Raw genomic sequence first — 22645 nt, forward strand, 5'->3', positions numbered from 1 at the left:
GTGCCCACCTGTAGACCGGTGAGTGAGTGAGGTTCGCACATGCCAAGGATCCTGCTGCACATTGCCCAGCGCTGCTGTGCGACGCACGGCTGTTGCGGGGCCGGGTCAGGGAACCAGGCTTCGTTCCAGCGACTGTCCCGCTGAGCGGTCGATTCCATGGACTACTGCGTACCCTGCCGCCGCACTCTCAACGGCGCTGTGACGTGCCCGGAATGCGGGGCGTACGACCACGGCATGGCACCGCTGAGCGATGGAGGCGGCGACGCTCCGGCGGTCGACACGGTGGGGATGGGGGTCCTCTTCAACCAGGGGCCGGACTCTGCCGAGCCCCGCCGTGTTCCCTCCTCCGCCACCCCCCAAGTCCCGGCCGCCGACCTGTCCGAGGTCCGGCGCCGTGGTCCTCAGCGCTGGAAGAGGCACGGTGTTCGGACTCTTGCCGCGGCCACTTTCGCTGTGCTCGGTGGCCTGGCAAGCGCGTCGTTGGTGCCCCAGCACTCCGCAGGCCTTCCACAAGCGGCACCGAGCCCGGAGCTGGCATCCCCGGACGAGCCCCAAGGACACGACACCGGCAAACCCCCCAAAGCCTCGCGTTCACCGGACCGTCCGGCCACGCACCCGGGCAGAGGAACGGCCCGCAACCGGAATGACGGTGGGACTCGGCGCCCTGACGCGACGCCCACGGACCGGGAATCACCTGCTCCGCAGGCGTCCGCCGCGCCCGTCAGTTCGCCACCCGTGAAGGCCAGGCCGACCCCCAGCCCGTCCTCCGGCCGCCCGAGCCAGCCGCCCTTGCCGTCGGTGACGCCGTCGCCGAGTCCTTCAGCGAGTGCCGGCGCAAGCGCCTCGCCAACGGGCAGCCCTGCACCCGTCACCACAGGTGAGCCAGGGACCGATGTGCTGAATGAACTGACGGAGCTGTTGCTGCCGGGCTGATCGGCAGTGGGCGGACGGTGGCACGCTCCCTCGACTGCGAGAGGGACGGCTGGAGCTGCCGAAGTTCGACAAACTCCAGCCGTAGGTTCGTGACCTTGCTGGTTTGAGCCGAAGCAGGATGGTTCACAAAGGCAGCTGTGTTGTCACCACGATTCGCCGCGCGTGTTGGTGGCCGCCTAGGCCGTTGGGCTGTTCGGCGCGCTCTTGAGCAGGTGCGGCATCGAGCGCGGGCGAGCCCTGCTCAACTTATGAGGCCCAGTACGGGCGTACCGGCCCGGGGTGATGCCCAAGATCCGCTTGAAGTGCCGAGTGAGGTGGGACTGGTCGTAGAAGCCGGCCGCAGTTGCTGCCTCGCCTGGTGGCCGTCCATCGAGGAGCAGACGACGGGCAAGGTCAACGCGGCGGGACGTCACGTACTGGTGGGGTGCGACGCCGAACGCGGCGCTGAAGGCACGTACGAGATGCGCCGGGTGGGCGTGGAGCAAGCGCGCGGCCTCTTCCAACGTGGTGCCTCCAGGGAATCGATCGTCGAGGAGGTCACGCAGGCTCTGGGCGATGCCGCGGTCGGGCATCGCGTCGCCGACGGCCGGCCTGGGGCGCAGGTGCTCGCGCAGGCGCTGGCTGATGAGGGCCAGACGGCTCTCCGCCTCGAGTTCTTCTCCCCGGTTGGCGAGGGCGGTGTGCAGCTGTCCGATGCGTCTGCGCAGGACGGGATCAGTGAGGTCCGGGCCGTCGACCGCCGGCCCGATGAAGCTCTCGTCCAGCTGCGTCATGTCAAGGTAGAGCACTCGCTTACGGAATCCACGAGAGCTGGCAGGTGAGCCGTTGTGCGGGACCTGCGGCGGAAGCAGGCTGACGGTGTCGTTCGGGGTGCCGCGCTCATGGCGGTCCAGGTCGTAGCGGACCGCGCCGTCGTCGACGATCAGCAGGGTCCAGGCGTCGTGGACATGCATCGGGTACACGTGCTCAGTGAAGTGGGCGTGGAAGACCTCCATGACGCCCGAGACCGACGGGCGCCAAGCACAGATTTCCTGCCGGGACGCCATGCAAAGAACGTACAAGACGACGCAGGCGTGCAGCCTGCAGTCTCAAAGCATGAGAACGAGGGATGAGACCGGGACCCGGGCCGGGGACGAGAGCGGTGCAGGGGCCGAGAACGTGGCTGTTCGCTTCGACACGAAGATCGCCGTTCTGCTGCGCGACGACTTGGAGCCCTGGCAGCGGCTGAATGTGACTGCCTTCGTCGTCAGCGGGCTCGGCACGGCGTCACCTGAGGTGATCGGCGAACCGTACACGGACGCCGACGACACCGCGTATCTGCCGATGTTCCGCCAGCCCGTGCTCGTCTTCGAGGGGACGAAGGAGATGCTGACCACCGCGCATGGTCGAGCGCTGTCCCGCTCGTTGCCGAGGGCTCTGTTCACCTCGGATCTGTTCAGCACGGGCAACGACCGGGACAACCGGGCGGCCGTACGTGCGGTTGGCGCAGACCAGCTCGACTTGGTGGGGATGGCCGTCTACGGGCCGCGCAACGCGGTGGACAAGGTCCTCAAAGGCGCGCGGATGCACCCCTGAGCAGGAGAGGTGGCAACGGCGCGACCTACCGGGACCAGGTCATCCGGACCAGCTGGATGTCCAACGGGGCCCGCGCACAGAACTGCTCACCATCCGGCTGACCGAGGAACACCCCGACCTGCGGCCGGGCGCGGGCAGCGGCGAGTGAACGCCTCCGGCCACGGCGAGGTCGGAGCGCTCCAACTTGAGGGCCAGGTAGGCCGGGTGACGGCCAGCCCCTGACCATCCGGCGCACTTCAGGTCGGCAGAGGCCAGGTCATGAACCGACAACTGCACAACGATGCCGGGCCATCCACCCGCGTCCTCCGTGCCGGGCGTATTCGTGCCGAACACGCAGGAGGCAACACCGACCGAGGCGGGGGCTGTTATCGCCGGACCCTCGCTCTCGACGGCGTTCCGTGCCGTGTCGGATCCGGTCATCGGGTGGCGGTGCTGATGCTCGCTTCCCGCACCTGTGGGATTATGATGATCGCGAGGGTCCGGGTACTGCATCCCCCGTCGGTATCCGGGCCCTTCATTTCTCGGCAGGTCCTGGCCGGTTGTTCGCCACCGACGCGAACGGTCCTCGTAGGATTCCGTCTCCGACCAACCTTCAGTGGTTTACCCGGCGTTGACCGGCACAGTTCAGCAGGAGCCCGGTGCACCCGGGTCCCTGCTGCTGTGCGGGCTCGCCCCGCCCCACCCCCGTGGGGGCAGAGCGAGCCCCGTCATGGGCGCCCGGTCATGAGGCGGACACGGGCGGTTGTGAGGGTCCGGGAAGGTGCCGAGCCAGGTGCTTGGCCGTGTCGATCACGGTGCGGTCGGCCAGGTAAGGGCCGATGATCTGGATGGCCAGCGGCAGGCCGTCGGCGGTCTTCCCCGCGGGCATGACCAGGGCCGGGAGCCTGACGTGGCCGGCCAGATTCAGCCACGCCGTCTGGTCGAAGTACGGGCGTCGCTCGCCGTCGACGGTGATGAACCTTTCGGGAACCGGTGTGGACGTCTGGTCGTCGACGGCCGTGGAAGGAACGGCCGGTGTGATGACGACGTCATGGGTGGCGAAGTAGTCCGCCCAGCGGCCGCGCAGCTTCTCGCGTTCCTCGTTCGCGCGCAGCCAGTCCCGGTGCCGCATCGTGCGCGAGTGCAGGAAGAGGCCGCTCGGGTCGTCGACGGGAATCTTGGCGGCGGCGGCGATGTCGTCGGCGAAGCCGGTGTCGGTGGCGGTGGCGCTCGCCGTGGCGTACATGAGCCGTTGGAAGAGCTTGTCGCTGTCGGCGAGTGCCACGGGCCGCGTGCTGTGGTCAACGGTGGCACCTGCGGACCGCAGGAGCTCGGAGACCTGGTCCAAGAGCCGGCGGATGTGTTCGTCGACGCGGCAGTACGGGTCGTCCTGCCACATCCCGAAGCGGTAGTCCGCCAGCCGGCTGCGCCTGGGCGCCGGGAGTTCGATCCTCCAGGCGGCGGCCTCGGCCGGGGCCGGGGCGGCCAGGACGTCGAGGAGGGCGTCGAGGTCGTCGGCGTTCCGGGCGATGGGGCCGAGGGTGAGCATGTCGGAGCTGGAGAGCCACCCCGGAGGCCGGGGGATGTGTCCCCGGGTGGGGACGATGCCCCCGCTGGGGCGCAGCGCGTACACACCGCAGTAGGCGGCCGGGAGGCGGAGGGAGCCCGCGAGGTCGGAACCGAGTTCGAGGCTGGTCATGCCCGTGGCGACGGCTGTGGCCGGGCCTCCGGAGGATCCGCCCGGGGTCTTGGCGTCGTCGAACGGGTTCTTGGTCCTGCCGAAGATCGGGTTCGAGGTCTGCAGGTCCTGACACATGACCGGGACGTTGGTCTTGCCGACGATCACGGCCCCGGCGGAGCGGAGGCGCGCGACGGCATCCGCATCCCGGTCGGGGACGTGGGCGGTGAGGTCGGGTGAACCGCAGGTCGTGCGCAGACCCTTCGTCTCCAGAGCGTCCTTGACCGTGAGGGGCAGGCCGTGGAGTGCGCCGAGCGGCTTGCCGGTCCTGGCTATGTGGCGGTCGGCCTCGTCGGCCGCCGCGCGTGCGCCGTCGGCGTCCAGGGTGATCACGGCGTTGAGGTCCGGATTGGTTTCGGCGATGTGCTGGAGGTACTGCTCCAGCAGGGCGCGGCTGGTGATCGTGCGCCGGCGCAGCGCGCGGAGTTGCTCGCGGGCGGAAGCCAGGTGCAGGTCGGTGCGCGGGGGCGGCGCGCCACCCGCGCGGGAGCGCGCAGCCGCGGACATGGTGGCCATGGACGCCGCTGCGGCGATGGCCGTGGAGGCGATGAGCAGGGTGCGACGGAGGATCACGAACGGGCTCCTGAGATGGGGCTACGGACGTCGGAGGCATTGCTCGCAGGGGGCGTGAAGTACGCGGCGACGCGCTGGAGGTGCAGCAGCTCGTCCTCTGTGGTGGCGAGGGCGAGCTCGGCGTCGGCGAACTCGGCCGGGCTGTCGACCAGTTCATCCGCCGCGTGCCGGCCGAGGGCGGCGCGGATCTGGTCGGCGGTGACCGCTGCGACGAACTCGGTGCCGGACAGCCCTTCGGACGCGCGGCGGGCTTCGGCCTGCACCCGCACGGCCGGATCGAGGTAGCGGCGCATCAGTTTCTGTCCCTGACGGATCTCGACTCGGCGGCGCAGCAGGGGGAAATGGGCGCTGCGGAGGCGCAGGACGTCCTGGCCCTGGCGAGCCGGGCGGCGCAGCGTGATGCCGGGGTCGGCCTGGTCGAGAGCGGACCACAGTCGGCCCAGGCGCCGGTAACGGATGTGCGCGATGGCCCAGTCGCGGACGCTGGTGGCACGCCGGGCAACGGTGGGGATGAGATAGCCGATCTGGGTGAGCGTCGCGCCGATGTCCCCGCAGGCCCAGGCGAAGTCGTTGAGGTGGCTGACGCTGAACCCGGCCTCGGCCCCAATGATGCCGGCGATCCGGATGCCGCTGTATCCGAGGGTGACGACCGCGCCGACGGTCACGAGACGCAAGCTGAAGGCGATCGACCGGTTCGTGGCGCTGCGCGCATAGGTCCAGCAGGACAGTGCCAGGTAGATCTCGGCGACGCTGTACGTCCCGAAGTACAGGAGCACGTAGGTCTGGAAGACGGGGTCGTGCGCGTAGTACAGGGAGAAGTCGGTGGGCCGGGTGGCGGCCGGAGTGAGCGACGCGAACAACACCGCCATGGCCGCGATGACCGCCAGGGCTGCGACGAGGAGGAGTCGGCTGCGCCGGCGCGCTTCCGCAGGCGGCTTCGACCAGTGTGCGAGGACGGTCGCCTGGAGGGCGAGGACGACGATCACGAAGCCCTGGGCAATCGGCACGACGATGTTCGGGACGCCGAAGAGGCCGTCGATGCGTACCCACACCCAGGTGAGGGAGACCGCGTAGCTGAGCGCGGAGAAGCCGTACGTGAAGGCCAGCGCGACGAGCGCCGGATCGCGGCGGCTCTTGCCCAGGTCACGCACCAGGATGAGGAATCCGGTGCCGGCGATGGCGAGGCACAGGGGGTGGAGGATGTCTTTCACGGGGCCCTATTCGGTCAGCGCAGCAACGTGCGGGCTATCGGGTCGGCTTCCCGGCAATCCGGCGTGCGGGACGCGCTCACGTGCTCCTGCAGGAGAGAGCCCAGCATCTCGGCCTCGAACTCCTCCGGTTCGTTGTAACGGGTCCGCCCCAGGACGAGTTGCACCGTGGCGGGATCGATGTCGGTGATCAGACCGCCGAGGCTGCCGGCCTCGAGCGGGGCGTTACCCCGGTGACGCTTGAGCATGTGACCGAACTCGTGGCCCACGATGATCTCGGCGTGCGCCAGGCTGACGGCCGTGTCGTAGAACACGTAGTCGGTGTCTCCGGTGGCGAGCCACAGACCGCACGGGGCCGAGGCGTCGAGGGAGTCGGGGTCGGCCGGGTCGGAGGCGAACGGCATGAGCCGGATCGACCGGCCGAGGCGCTCCTCCATGAACGGCACCAGGTCCAGGACGCTGTCGACAGCAGGCAGGTCGAGGCTTGCCACGAACTCTCTGCTCCGGCGCTCGACCTTGTCGGCGTCGCGGCCGGGTCCGCGGTTACGACGGTTGAGCCACACGGAGCTTCTCCTCCTCCTGGAGACACCAGTCGCCGGTCACGTCGAATCCCTTGCGGGGTCGTCGGGCAGGCCTTCCTCCTTGCGTACGGCTTCGAGGGCTGCCAGGACCTTGCGTTGTCCGGCGGCGGACACGCCCATCGACCGCAGCGCGATCTGCTCGACCCCGTTCTCCTTCAGTTTTCGCAGGATCTCGAACTGTGTCGTGATCTTCCGCGTGGCCTCGTCCTCGACGAAATAGGCGGCTTCCACGCCGAAGAACCGGGCGAGGAGCGGAACGATGGTGATGGTCGGGGTCCGCTTGCCCGCACGGAGCAGGCTGATGTGGGACCGCGTGTAGCTGTCCTCCCCGTACGACGAGATCGTGCGAGCCACGTGGGCGTTGGTGTACTCCTCCGCTCCCGGAGGACGCACCCGATCGAACAGGAAGTTGAGGCGGTCGCTGAAAGGAGCGCCAGAGCCTGGGACGGGAACTGGTCGAGCTGTCTCCGGTGCGTTGGGACCATCCCCTGGTTCCACCACTGCACCGCCTCCCAGCCCTCGGGCGTGACTATAGTTGACGCTCGTTGTGCGTAACTATAGTTGACGCACCGGAAAAGGGAAGCCGTCGGCCCCTTCGTGGCCGTGGTGATGTCATGGGCTGCGACGTCGGCGGGCCGAGTTCGTTCGATCGCGCGCTGCAACACTGGACCAAGTCCCTGACGTGGAACCGCTGACCAATGGATGGCGGATGCCCCTGCCGGGCGAGGATTCGCGGTACTCGCCGATGAAGGGACAGCTATGGGCGACATCGTTCCGAGGGAGCTCATCTCCCTTGCCGATGACGAGGGAAACAGCGTTACGGTCAACGTTCTGGGACGGAGCCCCAGGTGGGCCGCCGGCCTCGATGCCGAGATCGTCGTCAGGACGCCCTTCGTATCCGGCAGCTGTTACCTGGCTTTGTGCATTGCGAAGTTGGAGAGCTGGTCCGACACGCTGAACAGGCTCGACGCAGGCGAGGATGTCGCCTGGACGGAGATGAGCAGGGGGGCGTCCATCTTCATCCAGCTCGTCGGCGAGCGCGACTGTCCGGAGGTGGTCGTGGAGGACGAGTCGGGATCGATGGTCACCGTGCGCGTGCCGATCGCCCTGCCGCACGACTGGATCGCTGACCACCGACAGCGGCTGCACCGGGTGATGACTCACTGGGTTCCGATGCTGTCAGCGTAGGGAGACAAGACGTCGGCAGCAGATGAGCGCGCACCCGAGGGCAAGGAATGCATCGTGGATGTCGCGGGATCTCCCCAGCGGACCCGCAGTCGGCGGACCAATGCAAGTGGGCGAACGTGCGCTCTGCGAGCCAGCGTTGGGGCCGCAGCTGGCACGTTTCGTGCTGCTCCGTTCCCTGGGGCGTGGTGCGATCGACGGCTGGGCAGAGGCGGCTCGTGGCCGGGGCCGGCCGGTTTCCGTCCACCCACTACCAACCCGGTTCCGCCCCCTACGGCCCAGGTTCGACCCAGGCCAGCCCGTCCTCCGACGCCACCAGACCGCCGGGCCGCAGCGGCGTCTCCTCCTCCAACGGCCCGCCGAACAGTCCGCGTTCCTGCAGGACGGTCCCCTCCTGGAACACCTGCCGGAAGCTCTCGGACTCGTAGAGCGGATTGCGCAGGTCGTCGGCGTCGGGAAGACGGCGCACGGCTCGCTCGAAGTCGTCGGCGACGGCCGTCAGCCGTGAGCCCGAGGGCCCCGCCCCGGTGAGCGACGCGTCGCCGGATGCCAGACCGCCCACCAGCTCGACGAACGCCTCGAGTTCCGTCGTACCGACGTTGGTGACCTTGCGCGCCTTCCAGAAGTACGACCGCTCGTCCTGGTGCATGTCGTAGAACGAGACCAGGAACTCGTGGAACAGGCCGTACTCGTGCCGGTAGCGGGCCTCGAACTCGGCGAACAGACGGTCCTCGTCCAGGGTTCCGGCGAGGCCGCCGTTGATGGAGCGGGCGGCGAGCAGTGCGCCGTAGGTCGCGAGATGGACTCCGCTGGACAGCACCGGATCGACGAAGCACGCCGCGTCTCCGACGAGCACCATGCCGGGACGCCACAGCCGTGACTTCCAGTACGACCAGTCCTTGCGGACGCGGACTTGGTCGTACGGTGGCTCGGTGGCCTGCGGGACGCCGTCGAGGAAGCCGCGTACCTCCGGGCAGGCGTCGACGAGGCGGCGCCAGGCGGTCGCCGGGTCCCGCTGGATCGCCTCGGCGTTCTCGCGGGCGACCACGGCTCCGACGCTGGTGAGGTCGTCCCGGAGCGGGATGTACCAGATCCAGCCCTCGTCGAAGGCGGCGCAGAAGATGTTGCCGTCGTTGGGTGCCGGGAGCCGCGCGCCGCCGGCGAAGTAGCCGAACACCGCGATGTTGCGGAAGAAGTCGGAGTAGGTCCGCTTCCCGCCGACGTGCGGGTGGATCCTGCTGCCGTTGCCGGAGGCGTCCACGACGTACCGGGCGCCGGCCTCGCGGATCTCGCCGTCGGGCCCGGTCCAGCGCACTCCGCGGACCCGCTCCTCGCCGGCGATCACGCCGGTCACGCGGCAGCCCTCCCGTACGTCGACGCCGACCCGGCGGGCGTTGTCCAGGAGGATCGCGTCGAACCGGGACCGCTCGACCTGGTAGGCGAACGAGGTCGGGTCGGCGAGCCGGGGCGACAGCGCGAAGGAGAACTGCCAGGGGTCCCGGTTCCGGCCCCAGCGGAATGTGCCACCCCGCTTCAGTTTGAAGCCCGCACGCGCCATCTCGTCCTCGACACCGAGGATCCGGCACACGCCGTGCACGGTGGAGGGGAGCAGGGATTCGCCGATCTGGTACCGGGGGAAGGTCTCCTTCTCGACGAGGAGGACACGATGGCCGCGCAGGGCGACGGCCGCCGAGACGGTGGCCCCGGCCGGGCCGCCGCCGACCACGATGACGTCGAAGTCCTGCTCGGAATTGGCGGAACTCACTGGTCTCCCTTCCGTTCCTGCGTCGATGCTCATGGGGCTGCCTTCGCCGTGCGCGCCTCGGTCCAGGCGCGGATCGCCGACACGGTCGTCTCCGCGTGTTCCCGCATCATCGTCAGATGGTCGCCGGGGACGTCCACCACGTCGTGCGCCGGTGGCCAGGTCGTCCGCCAGTCGTCAGCTTCCGCGGAGGCCGCCATGGCGTGCGTGGGCCGCAGCGCGCGCACCAGGAGCGTGGGCGTGGCGACCGGCTCCGGGTCCCAGCCGAGGAAGATCCGGTTGTAGGCCCCCATCGCGGCCAGGGCGCTGTCGTCGTCCGCGGTGAAGACGGGCCGTCCGGTGTCCTGCGGCGGCGGGGCGGCCAGGGACAGCAGCCAGTCCTCGCCGCTGTTGTCCGGCGTGATGTGGTACGTGTCCAGCAGCACCAAGCCGGTCGGTGCCCGGCCCATGCGTTCCAGCTGGTGGGCCACCAGGTGCGCCACATTGCCGCCCGCCGATCGTCCGACGAGCATGAAGGGCCCGTGCCCGACGTGCCGCAGCACGCTCTCGGCCTGGGTACGCGCCAGCGTGGCGCGGTCCTCCGGTACGGCGGTACCGGCGCCGATACCTGGGTGCGGGAATTCCAGGACGTCCAGGTCGTCCTGGAAGGCGTGGTGGAAGCGAGGGAAGTCGCCGCCGTCCGACGCGAGCGACGGATGGTAGGCCGGGAAGTAGACGACCGTCGGCCTTCCGGCGCCGGGGCGGCCGTGGGAGCGGCGGATCGGGGACAGAGCGTGCTCGCGGCCTTGGGCGGCCGTGAAGGTGGGCAGCGCCCAGGACGCGGTGACGAGCAGGTGCATCGCCGCCACCGGTTGTCCGGAGGCACTGACCGTCCGGAACAGTGAGGAGAGGGTGTACGCGGGCCGCTCCGCCTCTGTGGCCTCGGGGGTGGCTACAGCGGCCGTTCCGCCGTCCAGCAGGCCGAGCAGGTGGCGTGCCAGTTCCTCGGCCGTGCGGTGCTCGAACACCACCGCAGCCGACAGCCGGAGCTTGAGTGCCATGCTCAGCCGGTTGCGGACCTGCACGGCGGTGAGGGAGTCGAAACCCAGGTCGGCGAGGGTCCTGCCGGCCGGGAGAGCGTCGGCGCGCGGGTATCCGAGCACCGCGGCCACGTCGGCCCGCAGCAGCTCCACGAGCGCCGCCTCCCGCTCGCCCGCAGGCAGCCGGTCCAGCCGCTTCCGCCACGCTCCCGGCTCCAGCAGCTGCTCGGAGCCGGAGTCCGCCGCCGCGGCGGTCGGCCGGCTCTGACGGACGAGTCCGCGCAACGCCGGTGGCAGGTGCCCCGCACCGGACCGAAGCGCGGCCCGGTCCAGCAGGATCGGCACCAGTACCGGCTCCGACGAGCGCAGCGCGGCGTCGAACAGGGCCAGGCCCTGCTGTGTGGACAGCGGCACGAGCACGTCACGTGGCTGTGGGCGCTGTTGGGGCTGCCCCGCCGCCATGCCGCCGGCGTGCTCCCACGGACCCCATGCCAGCGAGACCGTCGGCAGTCCTTCGGCGGCGCGGCGGTGGGCGAGGGCGTCGAGGAACGAGTTCGCGGCCGCGTAGTTGCCCTGGCCCGCCCGGCCCAGCAGACCGGAGACGGAGGAGAACACGACGAACGCCGAAAGGTCCATGTCCCGGGTCAGTTCGTGCAGATTCCAGGCCGCGTCGGCCTTCGGCCGCAGTACGGCCGCCATCCGCTCGGGGGTCAGCGAGTCCAGCACGCCGTCGTCGAGGACCCCGGCGGCGTGCACCACGGCGGTCAGCGGCGGCTCGCAGCGCTTGATCACCTCGGCCAGCGCGGCACGATCGGCCGCGTCGCAGGCGACGATGCCGACCTGCGCCCCCAACCCCTCCAGTTCGCCGCGCAGTTCCTCCGCCCCGGGCGCCTGAGGCCCACGGCGTCCGGTCAGCAGCAGATGACGTACGCCGTGTGCGGCGACCAGGTGACGTGCCAGCTCCGCGCCCAGCGCACCGGTGCCTCCGGTGATCAGCACCGTACCGTCCGCACCGAAGCCAGTCCCCGCGCCTGCGGCATCACTGACCGCGGCCAGTCGCGGAACCGTCACCTGCCCGTCCCGCACGCGGAGTTGCGACTCACCGGTGGCGACGGCCGCGGGAAGCATCCGCAGCGACTCGGGCCGCCCGTCCACATCCACCAGGACGACACGACCGGGCAGCTCCGACTGGGCCGTACGCACCAGTCCCCAGACCGCCGCACCCGCCAGGTCCGGTACCGGCGCGGTGGCGTCCCTCGTCACCACTACCAGCCGTGAATTCGCCGAGTCCGGATCGTCCTGCCAGTCCTTCAGCGTCTTGAGCACCCTGCCGGTCAACTCGTACACGGCGGGCAGCGGATCGGAGTCGGCCGCACGGGCGACGGCTGTGACGGCGACGGACTCGGGGCCGGCGGCGCAGGCCAGGAACCCGGCGAGGTTCAGCTCGTCCGGCCCCCGCACCGCCCAGGCGCGCTCACCGGCGTCGCCGGAGAGCGCGAGGGCGGCCCATTCAGGGCGCAGCAGGGCCCTTCGTGCGATGTCGTCCGTCATGTCGGCCTGGTCGGACGGGAGTTCCCTGGTGGTCAGGGAGTCCACACGTGCCACGAGCCGGCCGGACGGGTCGGCCAGGGTGAGTGAGACCGTGTCCGGGCCCATTGACGTCACCCTGACCCGCAACTCGGTGGCTCCGGAGGCGTGCAGGCTCACTCCGCTCCATGCGAACGGCACCCGGACAGTGCTCGTGTCGGTGGGTGCGGCGAACAGCGGCGCGTGCAACGCGGCGTCGAACAGCGCCGGGTGGAGTCCGAAGAGGCCCGCTTCGGAGGTGTGCGACGCGGGCAGCCGGACCTCGGCGAAGACGTCGTCGCCGCGCCGCCAGACCGCACTGACCCCCTGGAAGGCAGGCCCGTAGGCGAGCCCGGCGTCGGCGAGGACGGCGTACGCGTCGGTGAGATCCAGGGCCTCGGCGCCCTGGGGCGGCCACTGGGTCAGCTCGTCCTCCGCGGCACGACGTCGGCCCAGTTGTCCGGAGACGTTCCGCATCCATGGGACGTCCTCGGCGGACTCCTCCGGCCGGGAGTAGATGTCGACCGGTCGCCGGCCCGAGTCGTCCTGCGCACCCACCACGACCTGGACACGCACCCCCGTGGAAGCCGGCAGGGCGAGCGGCGACAGCATCACGAGGTCGTCGACCGCACCGCAGCCCACCTCGTCGCCCGCTCGCACGGCCATCTCCACGAACACCGTCGCCGGCACGATCACGCTCCCGGCGACGACATGGTCCGCGAGCCACGGGTGGGTCGCGAGGGACAACAGGCCGGTCAGCACCGTCCGCTCGGTGTCCGGTACCGGGAAGGCCGGGCTCAGCAGCGCCTGAGCACCGGCCGCCGCCGGGCGCGGCGCGTCCAGCCAGTACCGCTGCCGCTGGAAGGCGTACGTCGGCAGGTCGACGCGCCGCGCGCCGGACCCCGCGTACACCGCCGCCCAGTCGACGGGGGCCCCGGCCACATGCAGCCGCCCCACGGCCGACAGGAGCGTCTCCGGTTCGTACTCACCGCCTCGTGTCGCCACGGCGAGCACGGGGCCCCTCGTGACCCCGTCCGTCAGACAGTCGGTGGCCGCCGCGGTCAGCACGGGCCCGGGACCGAGTTCCAGATAGGCCGAGACTCCGTCGTCCGCGAGCCGGCGCACGGCGTCGGCGAAGCGCACAGGAAGCCGGGCGTGCCGCGCCCAGTACCCGGGCGAGCACAGGTCCGAGGCCTCGGCGGGCCGGCCCGTCAGGGTGGAGACGATCGGGATGCGCGGCGGCCGGTAGGTCAACTCCCGGGCAGCGACCAGGAATTCGTCAAGCATCGGCTCCACCAGGGGTGAGTGGAAGGCGTGGCTCACCCGCAGCCGTACGGCCCGGCGGCCGCGCGCCTCGAAGCCGCCCGCCACCGCGAGCACCGAGTCCTCCGCGCCCGAGACCACGACCGAGCGTGGCCCGTTGACGGATGCGATCGCCACCTGCGCCCTGAACTCGGCCAGCACCGGGAGGACTTCCTCCTCGGCCGCGTCCAGTGCCACCATCGCGCCGCCCTCGGGCAACGCCTGCATCAGCCGGCCGCGAGCGGCGACGAGCCTCGCCGCATCGGGCAGATCGAGTACGCCGGCGACATGCGCAGCCGCCAGTTCGCCGACGGAGTGGCCCACAAGACGGTCGGCTCGAACGCCCCACGACTCCAGCAGCCGGAACAGCGCCACCTCGAAGGCGAACAGTCCGGCCTGCGTGACGTCCGTACGGTCCAGAAGAGCTGCTTCCGGTGAGCCCGGCTCGGCGGACAGCACCGCACTGAGCGGCTGTGGGAGACGGTCGTCCAGGTACCGGCAGACCTCGTCGAAGGCTTCGGCGAAGACGGGGAAGACGGCGCGCAGTTCGGCGCCCATCCGGGGGCGCTGGGCACCTTGTCCGGTGAAGAGGAAGGCCGTACGGATCTCCGGGTCCGCCAGTCCTCGTACGACTCCCGGTGCGTCCCGGCCCTCCGCGAGTGCGCTCAGGGCGTCCAGCATCCGTGTCCGGTCACCGGTCGGCACCATCGCCCGATGGGTGAGGGCGGAGCGCGACACCGCGAGCGAGTGAGCGACATCGGCGGGCAACAGGCCCGGACGGTCGGTGACTTCGGTCGCGAGCCGTCGGGCCTGGGCGCGCAGGGCGGTTTCGTCGGCGGCGGAGAGCAGCCACGGAACGGGCGGCGTCGCAGCCGTCTCCTCGGAGGCCGCCGTTTCTGTCTCCGGTGCCTCTTCCAGAATCACATGCGCGTTGGTCCCGCCGATCCCGAAGGCCGAGACCCCCGCGCGCCGTGGCCGGTCCGAGGCCGGCCAGGGCCGGGGGGCGGTCAGCAGTTCCACGCGGCCCGAGGACCAGTCGACGTGCGGTGTGGGCGCGTCGGCGTGCAGGGTGCGGGGCAGTTCGCCGTGCCGCATGGCCTGCACCATCTTGATGACGCCGGCGACTCCGGCCGCCGCCTGTGTGTGCCCGAGGTTGGACTTGACCGACCCGAGCCACAGCGGCTGCTCGCGGTCCTGTCCGTACGTGGCCAGGAGGGCCTGCGCCTCGATGGGGTCGCCCAGCTTGGTGCCCGTGCCGTGGGCCTCCACCACGTCCACATCACCGGCACGCAGCCCCGCGTCCGCCAGCGCCTGCGAGATCAGCCGCTGCTGTGCCGGGCCGTGGGGTGCGGTGAGCCCGTTGGACGCTCCGTCGGAGTTGACGGCGGAGCCGCGGAGCACGGCCAGGACCGGATGGCCGCCCCGCCGCGCGTCGGACAGCCGCTCCAGCAGGACGAGTCCCACGCCCTCGCCCCAGGCCGTACCGTCGGCCGCCGCCGAGAACGACTTGCAGCGCCCGTCCGGCGACAGCCCGCGCTGTCGGCTGAAGGCGAGGAACGGCTTGGGCGTCGACATCACCGTGACCCCGCCGGCCAGCGCCAGCGAGCACTCGCCCGAGCGCAGCGCCCGCACCGCCCAGTGCAGTGCCACCAGCGAGGACGAGCAGGCGGTGTCGACCGTGATCGCGGGACCGTGCAGACCGTACACGTACGAGATCCGTCCGGAGGCAACGCTGCCCGTCGAACCCAGGCCCAGGTGCGCCTCCAGCTCGTGGCAGCGGGTGAAGCGGGCGGAGTAGTCGCCGTGCATCACGCCGACGAACACGCCGGTGTCGCTCTCGCGCAGCGACGCCGGGTCGATCCCGGCCCGTTCCCACACCTCCCAGGACGTCTCCAGGAGCAGTCGCTGCTGCGGATCCATCGCGAGCGCCTCGCGCGGCGAGATCCCGAACAGCCCGGCGTCGAACTCCGCGGCCCGGTGCAGGAATCCGCCGTGGCGCGTGTACGACGTGCCGATCCGGTCGGGGTCGGGGTCGTACAGGGCGTTCAGGTCCCAGCCGCGGTCGGTAGGGAATTCCGAGATGGCGTCCCGGCCTTGCGACACCAACTCCCAAAGATCCTCGGGGGAGTTGACGTCACCGGGGTACCGGCAGCCCATGGCGACGATCACGACGGGATCGTCCTCGTCGTTTTCGGAGGACCGGACCTGTCGGTCGTACGACTGCGGGTGCCCCATGGGCTCGCGCTCGAAGAGCGCGACGCGCAGGTACCGAGCCACCGCGGCCGGCGTCGGGTGGTCGAAGACCAGCGTCGTCGGCAGGCTCAGTCCGGTCAGCGCACCGAGCCGGTCCAGCAGCCCGACCGCGCCGACGGACGTCATGCCGAGATCCGCGAACGGACTGTCCGCGTCCGGCGGATCGCCCGGCGTACACCGGCAGACCTCGGCCGTTTCGGTGAGCACGGTCTCGCGTAGCGCACGTTCCTGCTCGTCGCGTGAGAGAGCGAGAAGCCGCTCGCGCAGGGCGGTGCCGGCAGCGACCGGGGCGGCCGGCGCAGGGACGACCAGCGCGTGCCGGGTGATCTTGCCGGATGCCGTACGCGGAACGGCGGCGATCTCCCGGATCTCGACCGGGACCTTGTAGTCGGCCAGTCGGGTCCGGCACTCGGCGAGCACCCGCCGTGCGTCGATCCCGTCCGGACCCGGTACGACGAGGGCGACCGGCACCTCGCCGAGCACGTCGTGCGGCACACCCACGACCACGGCGTCGGACACGCCGGGACATTCCAGCAGCGCCTGCTCGATCTCCGTCGGGTGGATGTTCTCGCCGCCGCGGATGATCAGCTCGCTGACCCGGCCGGTGAGCTTGAGGTGGCCGTGTTCGACCCGGCGGCCGAGGTCGCCGGTGCGGTACCAGCCGTCCCGCAGCGCGGCGGCCGTCGCCTCGGGCTGCTCGTGATACCCGGTCATCAGGCTCGGCCCACGCACCCAGACCTCGCCCTCGGTCCCGTCCGGGACGTCCGCGCCGCTCCCCGGATCGACGACGCGTACGTCCATGCCCGGGACAGGCGGCCCGCAGGAACCTTCGACCCAGGGCCCCTCGGGACGATTCACCGCGATCATGCCGCAGGTCTCGGTGCTGCCGTACGCGTCGAGCAGCGGCGCCCGAAGGGTCTCCTCCACGGCCGTGCGCAGAGCGGGACCACTCGGCGCACCGGCCACGACGCACATCCGCAGCGCCTGCGGGGCCTTGCCGGCCGCGCCGACCAGCCGGTGATACGTCGTGGGCACGCCGGCCAGCATGGTGAAGGGCCCGCCGAGCCCCTCGTACGCCGTGAGCAGCTCCTGCCGCAGACCGCCCGGCGGCAGCAGCTCACCGGCGATCCGGGCGCTCGCGCCCACGGCTGTCACGCCCAGGATCGCAAGCGAGTGGCCGAAACTGTGGAACAGCGGAAGCGGCCAGAGCAGCCGGTCGTCGGACGAGAGACCGAAGATCGGGGCGTAGCAGGCGGCCACGGACCACAGCGCGGCCCGCTGCGTGGACAGTACGCCTTTGGGCCGGTGGGTGGTGCCGGAGGTGTAGTGCATCCAGGCCGGATCGTCGAGCCCGAGCATGTCGATCTCCGCGGCACCGTAGCTCTCGGCCGCGCTCTGAAACAGCTGGGTGCCGTCCGGGACCGGGCCGGTCCCGGTGACCAGGACGCCCAAGCGGTCGTACGACGGTCCCAGCCGCCGCAGTTGTGCGAGGTGCGCGGAGTCCGTGATGACGAAGGCGGCGCCACTGTCCTGGAGGAAGTGAGCCAGTTCGGTGTCGGAGGAGCGCGGATTGAGCGGGACGCCGACCATCCCGGCCCGCAGGACGGCGAGGCAGCTCTCCACCATCTCCACGCAGTTGCCGAGGCAGATCGCGACGCGGTCGCCGCGGCCGAGCCCCGTCCGGGTGAGGTACGCGGCCAGCGCGCGGGTGCGACGCTCCAGCTCGAAGTAGGTGACGCTGCGCGAGGAGTCGGAGTACGCGACTCGTTCCGCCGCCAGCTCGGCGTGCTCTTTCAACAGTTCCGGCACCGGCCGGATCAGCTCGTCACGCCTCACGTTCCCGCCTTCCAAATCCTCTGCGCTGCACCGACGTTGAGCCTACGCCGACTCGTAGCCGCCATGTTCCGGACGACCCCGGGCCGGCTCGCCGTGTCCACATGCCACAACGGTCCGGTAACTCTCCGTTATCTTTGGCGAGGGTTTCAGCGAGTGTCGGTGCACCTTTCGAGGCGGGTGCCGTGACGAAGGGTGATGGACATCAGGTCGCTGGGGGTGTCCAGTTCCAAGCGGTGCCAGCGCCCGCGGGGGACGATCACGGCGGTGCCTGCCCGTAACTGCACCATGTCCTCGGCGTCGTCGGGCCTGGTGGGACGGAAGTACAGGCGGACGCCTCCGGTCAGGCAGCACACCGCCTCCTCGGCCTCCGGGTGCATCTCCCAGTGGTCGGCGTGGACGTCGGCGTCGGTCTCCACGTGGAAGGTTGCGACCTGCCAAGCGCCGGAGTCGCTGCTCGTCATCCGGCGTTCGGCGGCTCGGACGTCGCCGTCGGGGTGGAAATGCAGTGCCGAGGCGAACAGGTCGATGGGGGTCGTCATGACGGCTTTCCTTCCAGTCGGTTCTCTGCCGGGGCGGCGGGTTGCGGGAGAGGTGTGGCGACTCGGCGGCCGGGCAGTACGCCGATCGCCACGGCCGCCGCGAGCACGAACAGGGCGGCAGCGACGGCCAGGCTCGCGGCGTAGCCGTCGGTGACCGCGGAGGGGTCGGTGGCCGTGCCGGTGCGGTGTGCGGCGATGGTGGCGAGGGCAGCCAGGCCGACGCAGCCGCCGAGTTGGCGGGAGCTGTTGAGCACGCCGGAGGCCATTCCGGCCTCGCGGGGGGCGATGCCGGTGGTTGCCGCGGCGGCGACCGGGGCCAGCACCAGTCCGGCGCCGATGCTGGTGACGACGGATGGGCCGAGCACGTCGGTGAGGAAGCCGCCGCCGGGGCTGATGAAGGCGAACCAGCCCAGGCCGGCGGCGGCCAGCAGGGCCCCGGGCACCAGGCACGCCCGTGGGGTGCGGGTGGCGGTGACGCGGGTCGCCACGACGGTGCCCGCGACCAGGCCCACGGAGAAGGGCAGGAACGCGGCGCCGGTCTCTGCGGCACCCATTCCCAGGACCTGTTGCATGTACAGGGACACGAAGTAGAACGCCGCGAACTGCCCGGCCGCGGCCAAGAACACCAGCACGTTGGCACCGGCGACCCAGCGGCTGCGCAGCAGGCCGAGGCGCAGCAGCGGGGTGGGCGTCCTGGATTCGGCGAAGGTGAAAGCGGCCAGTAGCGCGGCCGCGGCGGCGAGAGTCGCCAGCGTGGCCGGGGAGCCCCACCCGAGGGTGTCGGTGCGGACAACACCGAACACCAGTAGCCCGATTCCACCCGTCGCGAGCGCTGCCCCGAGCGCATCCAGCCTTTCACGCCGGGCGGGCTGTGCACCGGCGGGCACCCCTGCGGGTACCAGCGCGAGTGCCGCCGCGACGACGGGCAGGTTGATCAGCATCACCCAGCGCCAGCCCGCGTACTCGGTCAGCAGCCCACCGGCCAGCACGCCCAGCGCTCCCCCTGCGGCGTTCACCGCGCTCCACACCCCGAGCGCGCGGACGTGCCGGGGACCCTCAGGGAAGGCGGTGGTCAGCATGGCCAGTGCGGCCGGCGCTGCCGCGGCGGCCCCCAGGCCCTGTCCGGCGCGGGCGGTGATCAGTTGCCAGGGTGCCTGGGCCAGCCCGCCGGCCAGCGAGCACAGCCCGAAGACGGCCAGGCCCAGCACGAACAGCCGGCGTCGGCCGTACAGGTCGCAGGCGCGGCCACCCAGCAGCAGAAGCCCGCCGAAAGTGAGCGCGTAGACGTGCACGACCCACGACAGGTCGAGCGGCGCGAATCCCAGCGCGGTGCGGATCGCGGGCAGTGCGACGTTGACCACCGACATGTCCAGGGCGACGACGAACTGGGCGACGGCCGCCGCCGCCAGCACCACACCAGGGCGCCCCGGTAAGTTTTTATACATGTAAGTAAATTAGCCCAGGGGATCGCCACTGTCGACACCTGGGGGATGATGGGGACATGCCGCAACCGTCCGCACCGCGCAAAGCCCGCGGCCGACCACCCCGTATCTCCCGCGCGGAAGTCGTCGAGACGGCCCGACGGATCGTGGACGAGGAAGGCGTGGACCGGCTGACCATGCGGCGGCTGGCCACGGAGGTCGGCAGTACGCCGATGGCGCTCTACCATCACGTCCGCAACAAGGAAGAACTGCTCGTCCTGCTGCTGGACGACTACGCCGCGCGGACACTGCGCCAACCCGAACCACCCGCCCTCCCTCGCGAGCGGATCATCACCGCCGCCGCCGCGATCCACGAGGCGCTCGCCGCCTGCCCCTGGATCGTGGAGGTGCTGACCGCCGACGACCTGATGTCCACGTCCGCACTGTGGTTCGTCGAGCAGATCGTCGACGGCCTGGTCGAATGCGGACTGCCCCCCGGGCGGGCCGTGCACGGCTACCGCGCGATCTGGTACTACACCGCCGGAGAGATCGTGGTCCGGACGACAGCGGCCCGGCGGCGCGTAGACGATGACCGTGCGACCTACCGGGACCAGGTCTTCGCCGGCATCGATCCGGGCGAGCTTCCCCGCTTGGCGCAGGTCGCGGACCAGTGGGCGCCGCTGACCGCCGAGGACACGTACGTGGACGGACTCCGGGCCCTGGTGGACGGCCTCCTCGCCGCCCACTGACGGCCCGCAGCCGACGACGACCAAGATTCGCGGAGTGCTGACATGCGGACTTTCCGACGGCGGTTTGCCGCGTCCGCATTGTTGGTTAGGGTGGCAAGCAGAGACTGATTCGGCTGCCCTTGACCAGGGTGATGGACAGGCCGGCGAGTTCGGGGCTGCACAGGCTGATGGCTCCCGCGCGGGCCAAGTCAGATACGACGGGGGCTCGTTGGTGGGGAAGTTGGCGTCGGCCGAAGCCGAAGGCCACGTCGACCGGCGTCAGTGGCGTCGGACAGGAAGCCGCTGATTCATGGCTGCCCATCGGTCGGATGAAGGGCCGCACCCTCTCCCTGCCTCAAGAAGTCGAGATCCGGAACACCATCTACCGATCACGGCAGAGCACCGCAGGTCGACCGGACGTGGTGAGCGTGTGACCGGCCGGTCGGCGCCCGCGGTGCTGCCCCCATCGCTGCGCGTGTGGCTCGGGCCTGTTGCGACGCTCGCCGCGCTGGTGGTCGTCGTGCTCGGGGTGCTGTACTCCGGCCACAGCGAGCCTGGACGGGTGGACAGGTGGGTCATCGAGCCGACGGCAGACAGTGTGAGGCCGCCGTGGCGGGCCCTCGCTCTGGCCGTTGACTTCTTGGGGGAGCCCGCCGGAGCGGCGACGCTGGTCGGGGCCGCCGTCACGGCCTGTCTGCTGCTTCGGCGTCCTCGCGCGGCGGCGTTCGTCGTTGCGGGGGCCGGCATGACCGTGGGGACGACTACGCTGCTCAAGCCCCTGGTGGGACGCACCATCCACGGCGACGGCAACCTGTCCTATCCGAGCGGGCACACCGCCTTCCTCACCGCGCTCGCCCTCATGGTGGCCCTGTTCGCGACCGGCCGGTCCGGCCTCGGCAGGACGGCCGGCACGCTACTCGTGCTCGCCGCGGCGCTGGTCGCCGGCGCCGCCATGGGCTGGGCGCAGGTCGCCCTGGGCGCGCACTACCCGACCGACGTCCTCGGCGGCTGGTGCACCGCGCTGGCGGTGATACCGGCGGCCGCGTGGCTGGTCGACCGGATGGCCGACCGGATGGCCGACGCCGGTCGGCGGGAGCGCCGCTGACGTCACGTCACGTCACCCTAAGCGGCGGAACACGGGCTTCACCGGTCGTCCGGCCAGCCAGGGGGTGGGGTCAGCGGCGTCCAGTGCCTTCCGGTACACCGCACATGCCTGGGCCACCACGTCGACGGTGTGATCGATGTCGGCTTCGCCGAGTGCGCTGCTCACCACGAACGACGGGGCCAGCACCCCGCCCGCGAGGAGCCGGCGCAGAAACAGGGTGCGGTACTGCTGCGACGGCTGCCGGTTCTCGTCGAGGGTGGCGAAGACCAGGTTGCTGGCCCGGCCCCGGACGACGATGTGGTCGCCGACGCCCATGCCGGCCGCGGCGTCGCGGACACCAGCCGCCAACCGATCGCCGAGGGCGTGCAGTTGTGCGGTGACGCCCTCCTCGGCGTAGGTGGTCTGCACGGCCATCGCGGCTGCCAGAGAGTGCGTTTCCGCACCGTGCGTGGTGGACAGCAGGAACACCCGGTCGCCGGAGTGACGCAGCCCGCCCCGCTCCATCAGATCGCGGCGCCCGGCCAGCGCGGAGACGGCGAATCCGTTGCCGAGCGCCTTGCCGAACGTGGAGAGGTCGGGGACGACGCCGTACAGGCCCTGGGCGCCCGCCTCGGACCAGCGGAAGCCGGTGATCATCTCATCGAAGATCAGTACGCAGCCGTGCCGGTCGGCCAGCTCGCGCAGGCCGACGAGGTACCCGGGCGGCGGCTCGGTGTGGGTGGCGGGTTCGAGGATCAGGCAGGCGACCTCGTCCTGGTACCGGGTGAGCAGCTCCTCCGTGGCGGCCAGGTCCCCGTAAGGGAACGCCACGGTGAGCTCGTTGGTGGCCGCCGGAACACCGGCGGACATCGGCGTGGTGCCGATGAACCAGTCGTCGACGGAGAAGAACGGATGGTCGGCGCAGATGGCCACCCGCGGGCGCCCGGTGGCGGCGCGGGCGAGGCGCACCGCGGCGGTGGTGGCGTCGGAGCCGTTCTTGGCGAACTTCACCATCTCGGCGGTCGGCACCGTGGCCAGGAAGCGTTCCGCGGCTTCGACCTCCACGATGGACGGCCGGACGAAGTTGCTGCCGCGGTCGAGTTCCCGCCGCACCGCCTCGATCACGCGCGGGTGGGCGTGGCCGAGGCTGACCGACCGCAGGCCGGAGCCGTACTCGATGTAGCGGTTGCCGTCGACGTCCCACACGTGGGCACCGCGGCCGTGGCTGATGACCGGGGCCAGGTTCTCGGGGTACTGGTCGTCGCCCTTGGCGTAGGTGTGCGCGCCCCCGGGGATCAGGGCGTGCAGCCGCTCGTTCGCCGTCCGCGACCGGGGGAGGAGGAACTCTTCGGTGTCCACGCCG

Annotated in this window: 15 protein-coding genes; 5 read left to right on the forward strand and 10 right to left on the reverse strand. The window is 71.0% G+C overall.

What is annotated here, in order from left to right; translation table 11 throughout:
* Positions 1-156 precede the first annotated feature (156 nt).
* Complete coding sequence (locus AC0699_RS26590; RefSeq protein WP_478664812.1) at positions 157-933, forward strand: SCO2400 family protein; 777 nt, start codon at positions 157-159, stop codon at positions 931-933.
* A gap of 176 nt (positions 934-1109) precedes the next feature.
* Here AC0699_RS26590 and AC0699_RS26595 read toward each other — a convergent pair whose 3' ends face one another.
* Positions 1110-1979 carry a helix-turn-helix transcriptional regulator gene (locus AC0699_RS26595; RefSeq protein ID WP_478664814.1) on the reverse strand — a complete coding sequence of 290 codons (870 nt, stop codon included), beginning with the start codon at positions 1977-1979 and terminating at the stop codon, positions 1110-1112.
* A gap of 49 nt (positions 1980-2028) precedes the next feature.
* Between AC0699_RS26595 and AC0699_RS26600 the strand changes: the two genes are divergently transcribed.
* Complete coding sequence (locus tag AC0699_RS26600; protein WP_478664817.1) at positions 2029-2508, forward strand: DUF2000 family protein; 480 nt, start codon at positions 2029-2031, stop codon at positions 2506-2508.
* A gap of 721 nt (positions 2509-3229) precedes the next feature.
* Here AC0699_RS26600 and AC0699_RS26605 read toward each other — a convergent pair.
* From AC0699_RS26605 to AC0699_RS26620, 4 genes are read right to left on the reverse strand one after another with little or no spacing between them, the layout of a single operon-like run.
* A complete protein-coding gene (locus AC0699_RS26605; RefSeq protein ID WP_478664819.1) occupies positions 3230-4798 on the reverse strand; it encodes an amidase in 1569 nt (522 codons plus the stop codon).
* Positions 4795-6009, reverse strand: a complete 1215-nt coding sequence (locus tag AC0699_RS26610; protein ID WP_478664821.1) for an MAB_1171c family putative transporter — start codon at positions 6007-6009, stop codon at positions 4795-4797. Before AC0699_RS26610 ends, AC0699_RS26605 begins: the two co-directional genes overlap by 4 nt.
* A gap of 14 nt (positions 6010-6023) precedes the next feature.
* Positions 6024-6569: a hypothetical protein gene (locus AC0699_RS26615; RefSeq protein ID WP_478664823.1), complete on the reverse strand. Its 546-nt coding sequence runs from the start codon at positions 6567-6569 to the stop codon at positions 6024-6026.
* Positions 6570-6605: 36 nt separating this feature from the next.
* Positions 6606-6941: a hypothetical protein gene (locus AC0699_RS26620; protein WP_478664824.1), complete on the reverse strand. Its 336-nt coding sequence runs from the start codon at positions 6939-6941 to the stop codon at positions 6606-6608.
* 405 nt (positions 6942-7346) lie between these two features.
* Here AC0699_RS26620 and AC0699_RS26625 point away from each other — a divergent pair, with 405 nt between their 5' ends.
* Positions 7347-7775, forward strand: coding sequence for a DUF5959 family protein (locus AC0699_RS26625; protein WP_478664827.1), 429 nt, complete (start codon positions 7347-7349; stop codon positions 7773-7775).
* A gap of 268 nt (positions 7776-8043) precedes the next feature.
* Here the strand turns inward: AC0699_RS26625 and AC0699_RS26630 are convergent, their stop codons facing one another.
* The 4 genes from AC0699_RS26630 to AC0699_RS26645 all read right to left on the reverse strand — a co-directional run bounded on the left by AC0699_RS26630 (position 8044) and on the right by AC0699_RS26645 (position 19494).
* Positions 8044-9570, reverse strand: a complete 1527-nt coding sequence (locus AC0699_RS26630) for a tryptophan 7-halogenase (RefSeq protein ID WP_478664830.1) — start codon at positions 9568-9570, stop codon at positions 8044-8046.
* Entirely contained in the window at positions 9567-17510 is a 7944-nt protein-coding gene (locus tag AC0699_RS26635) for an SDR family NAD(P)-dependent oxidoreductase (protein ID WP_478664832.1), read from the reverse strand. The genes AC0699_RS26630 and AC0699_RS26635 overlap by 4 nt, the downstream gene beginning before the upstream one ends.
* Before the next feature lie 146 nt (positions 17511-17656).
* Positions 17657-18049 (reverse strand): cupin domain-containing protein, encoded by a 393-nt coding sequence (locus AC0699_RS26640; RefSeq protein WP_478664834.1) that lies wholly within the window; start codon positions 18047-18049, stop codon positions 17657-17659.
* The gene (locus AC0699_RS26645) at positions 18046-19494 is read right to left on the reverse strand and encodes an MFS transporter (RefSeq protein ID WP_478664835.1); all 1449 of its coding nucleotides are present in this window, start codon (positions 19492-19494) and stop codon (positions 18046-18048) included. The genes AC0699_RS26640 and AC0699_RS26645 overlap by 4 nt, the downstream gene beginning before the upstream one ends.
* Before the next feature lie 56 nt (positions 19495-19550).
* Here AC0699_RS26645 and AC0699_RS26650 point away from each other — a divergent pair, with 56 nt between their 5' ends.
* Both AC0699_RS26650 and AC0699_RS26655 read left to right on the forward strand, forming a co-directional pair.
* A complete protein-coding gene (locus AC0699_RS26650) occupies positions 19551-20219 on the forward strand; it encodes a TetR/AcrR family transcriptional regulator (RefSeq protein WP_478664837.1) in 669 nt (222 codons plus the stop codon).
* Between the two features lie 409 nt (positions 20220-20628).
* Entirely contained in the window at positions 20629-21303 is a 675-nt protein-coding gene (locus AC0699_RS26655; RefSeq protein WP_478664839.1) for a phosphatase PAP2 family protein, read from the forward strand.
* Positions 21304-21315: 12 nt separating this feature from the next.
* Here AC0699_RS26655 and AC0699_RS26660 read toward each other — a convergent pair whose 3' ends face one another.
* Entirely contained in the window at positions 21316-22641 is a 1326-nt protein-coding gene (locus AC0699_RS26660; RefSeq protein ID WP_478664840.1) for a glutamate-1-semialdehyde 2,1-aminomutase, read from the reverse strand.
* Positions 22642-22645: the final 4 nt, after the last annotated feature.

The sequence above is a fragment of the Streptomyces sp. NPDC043870 genome, from assembly GCF_056435785.1.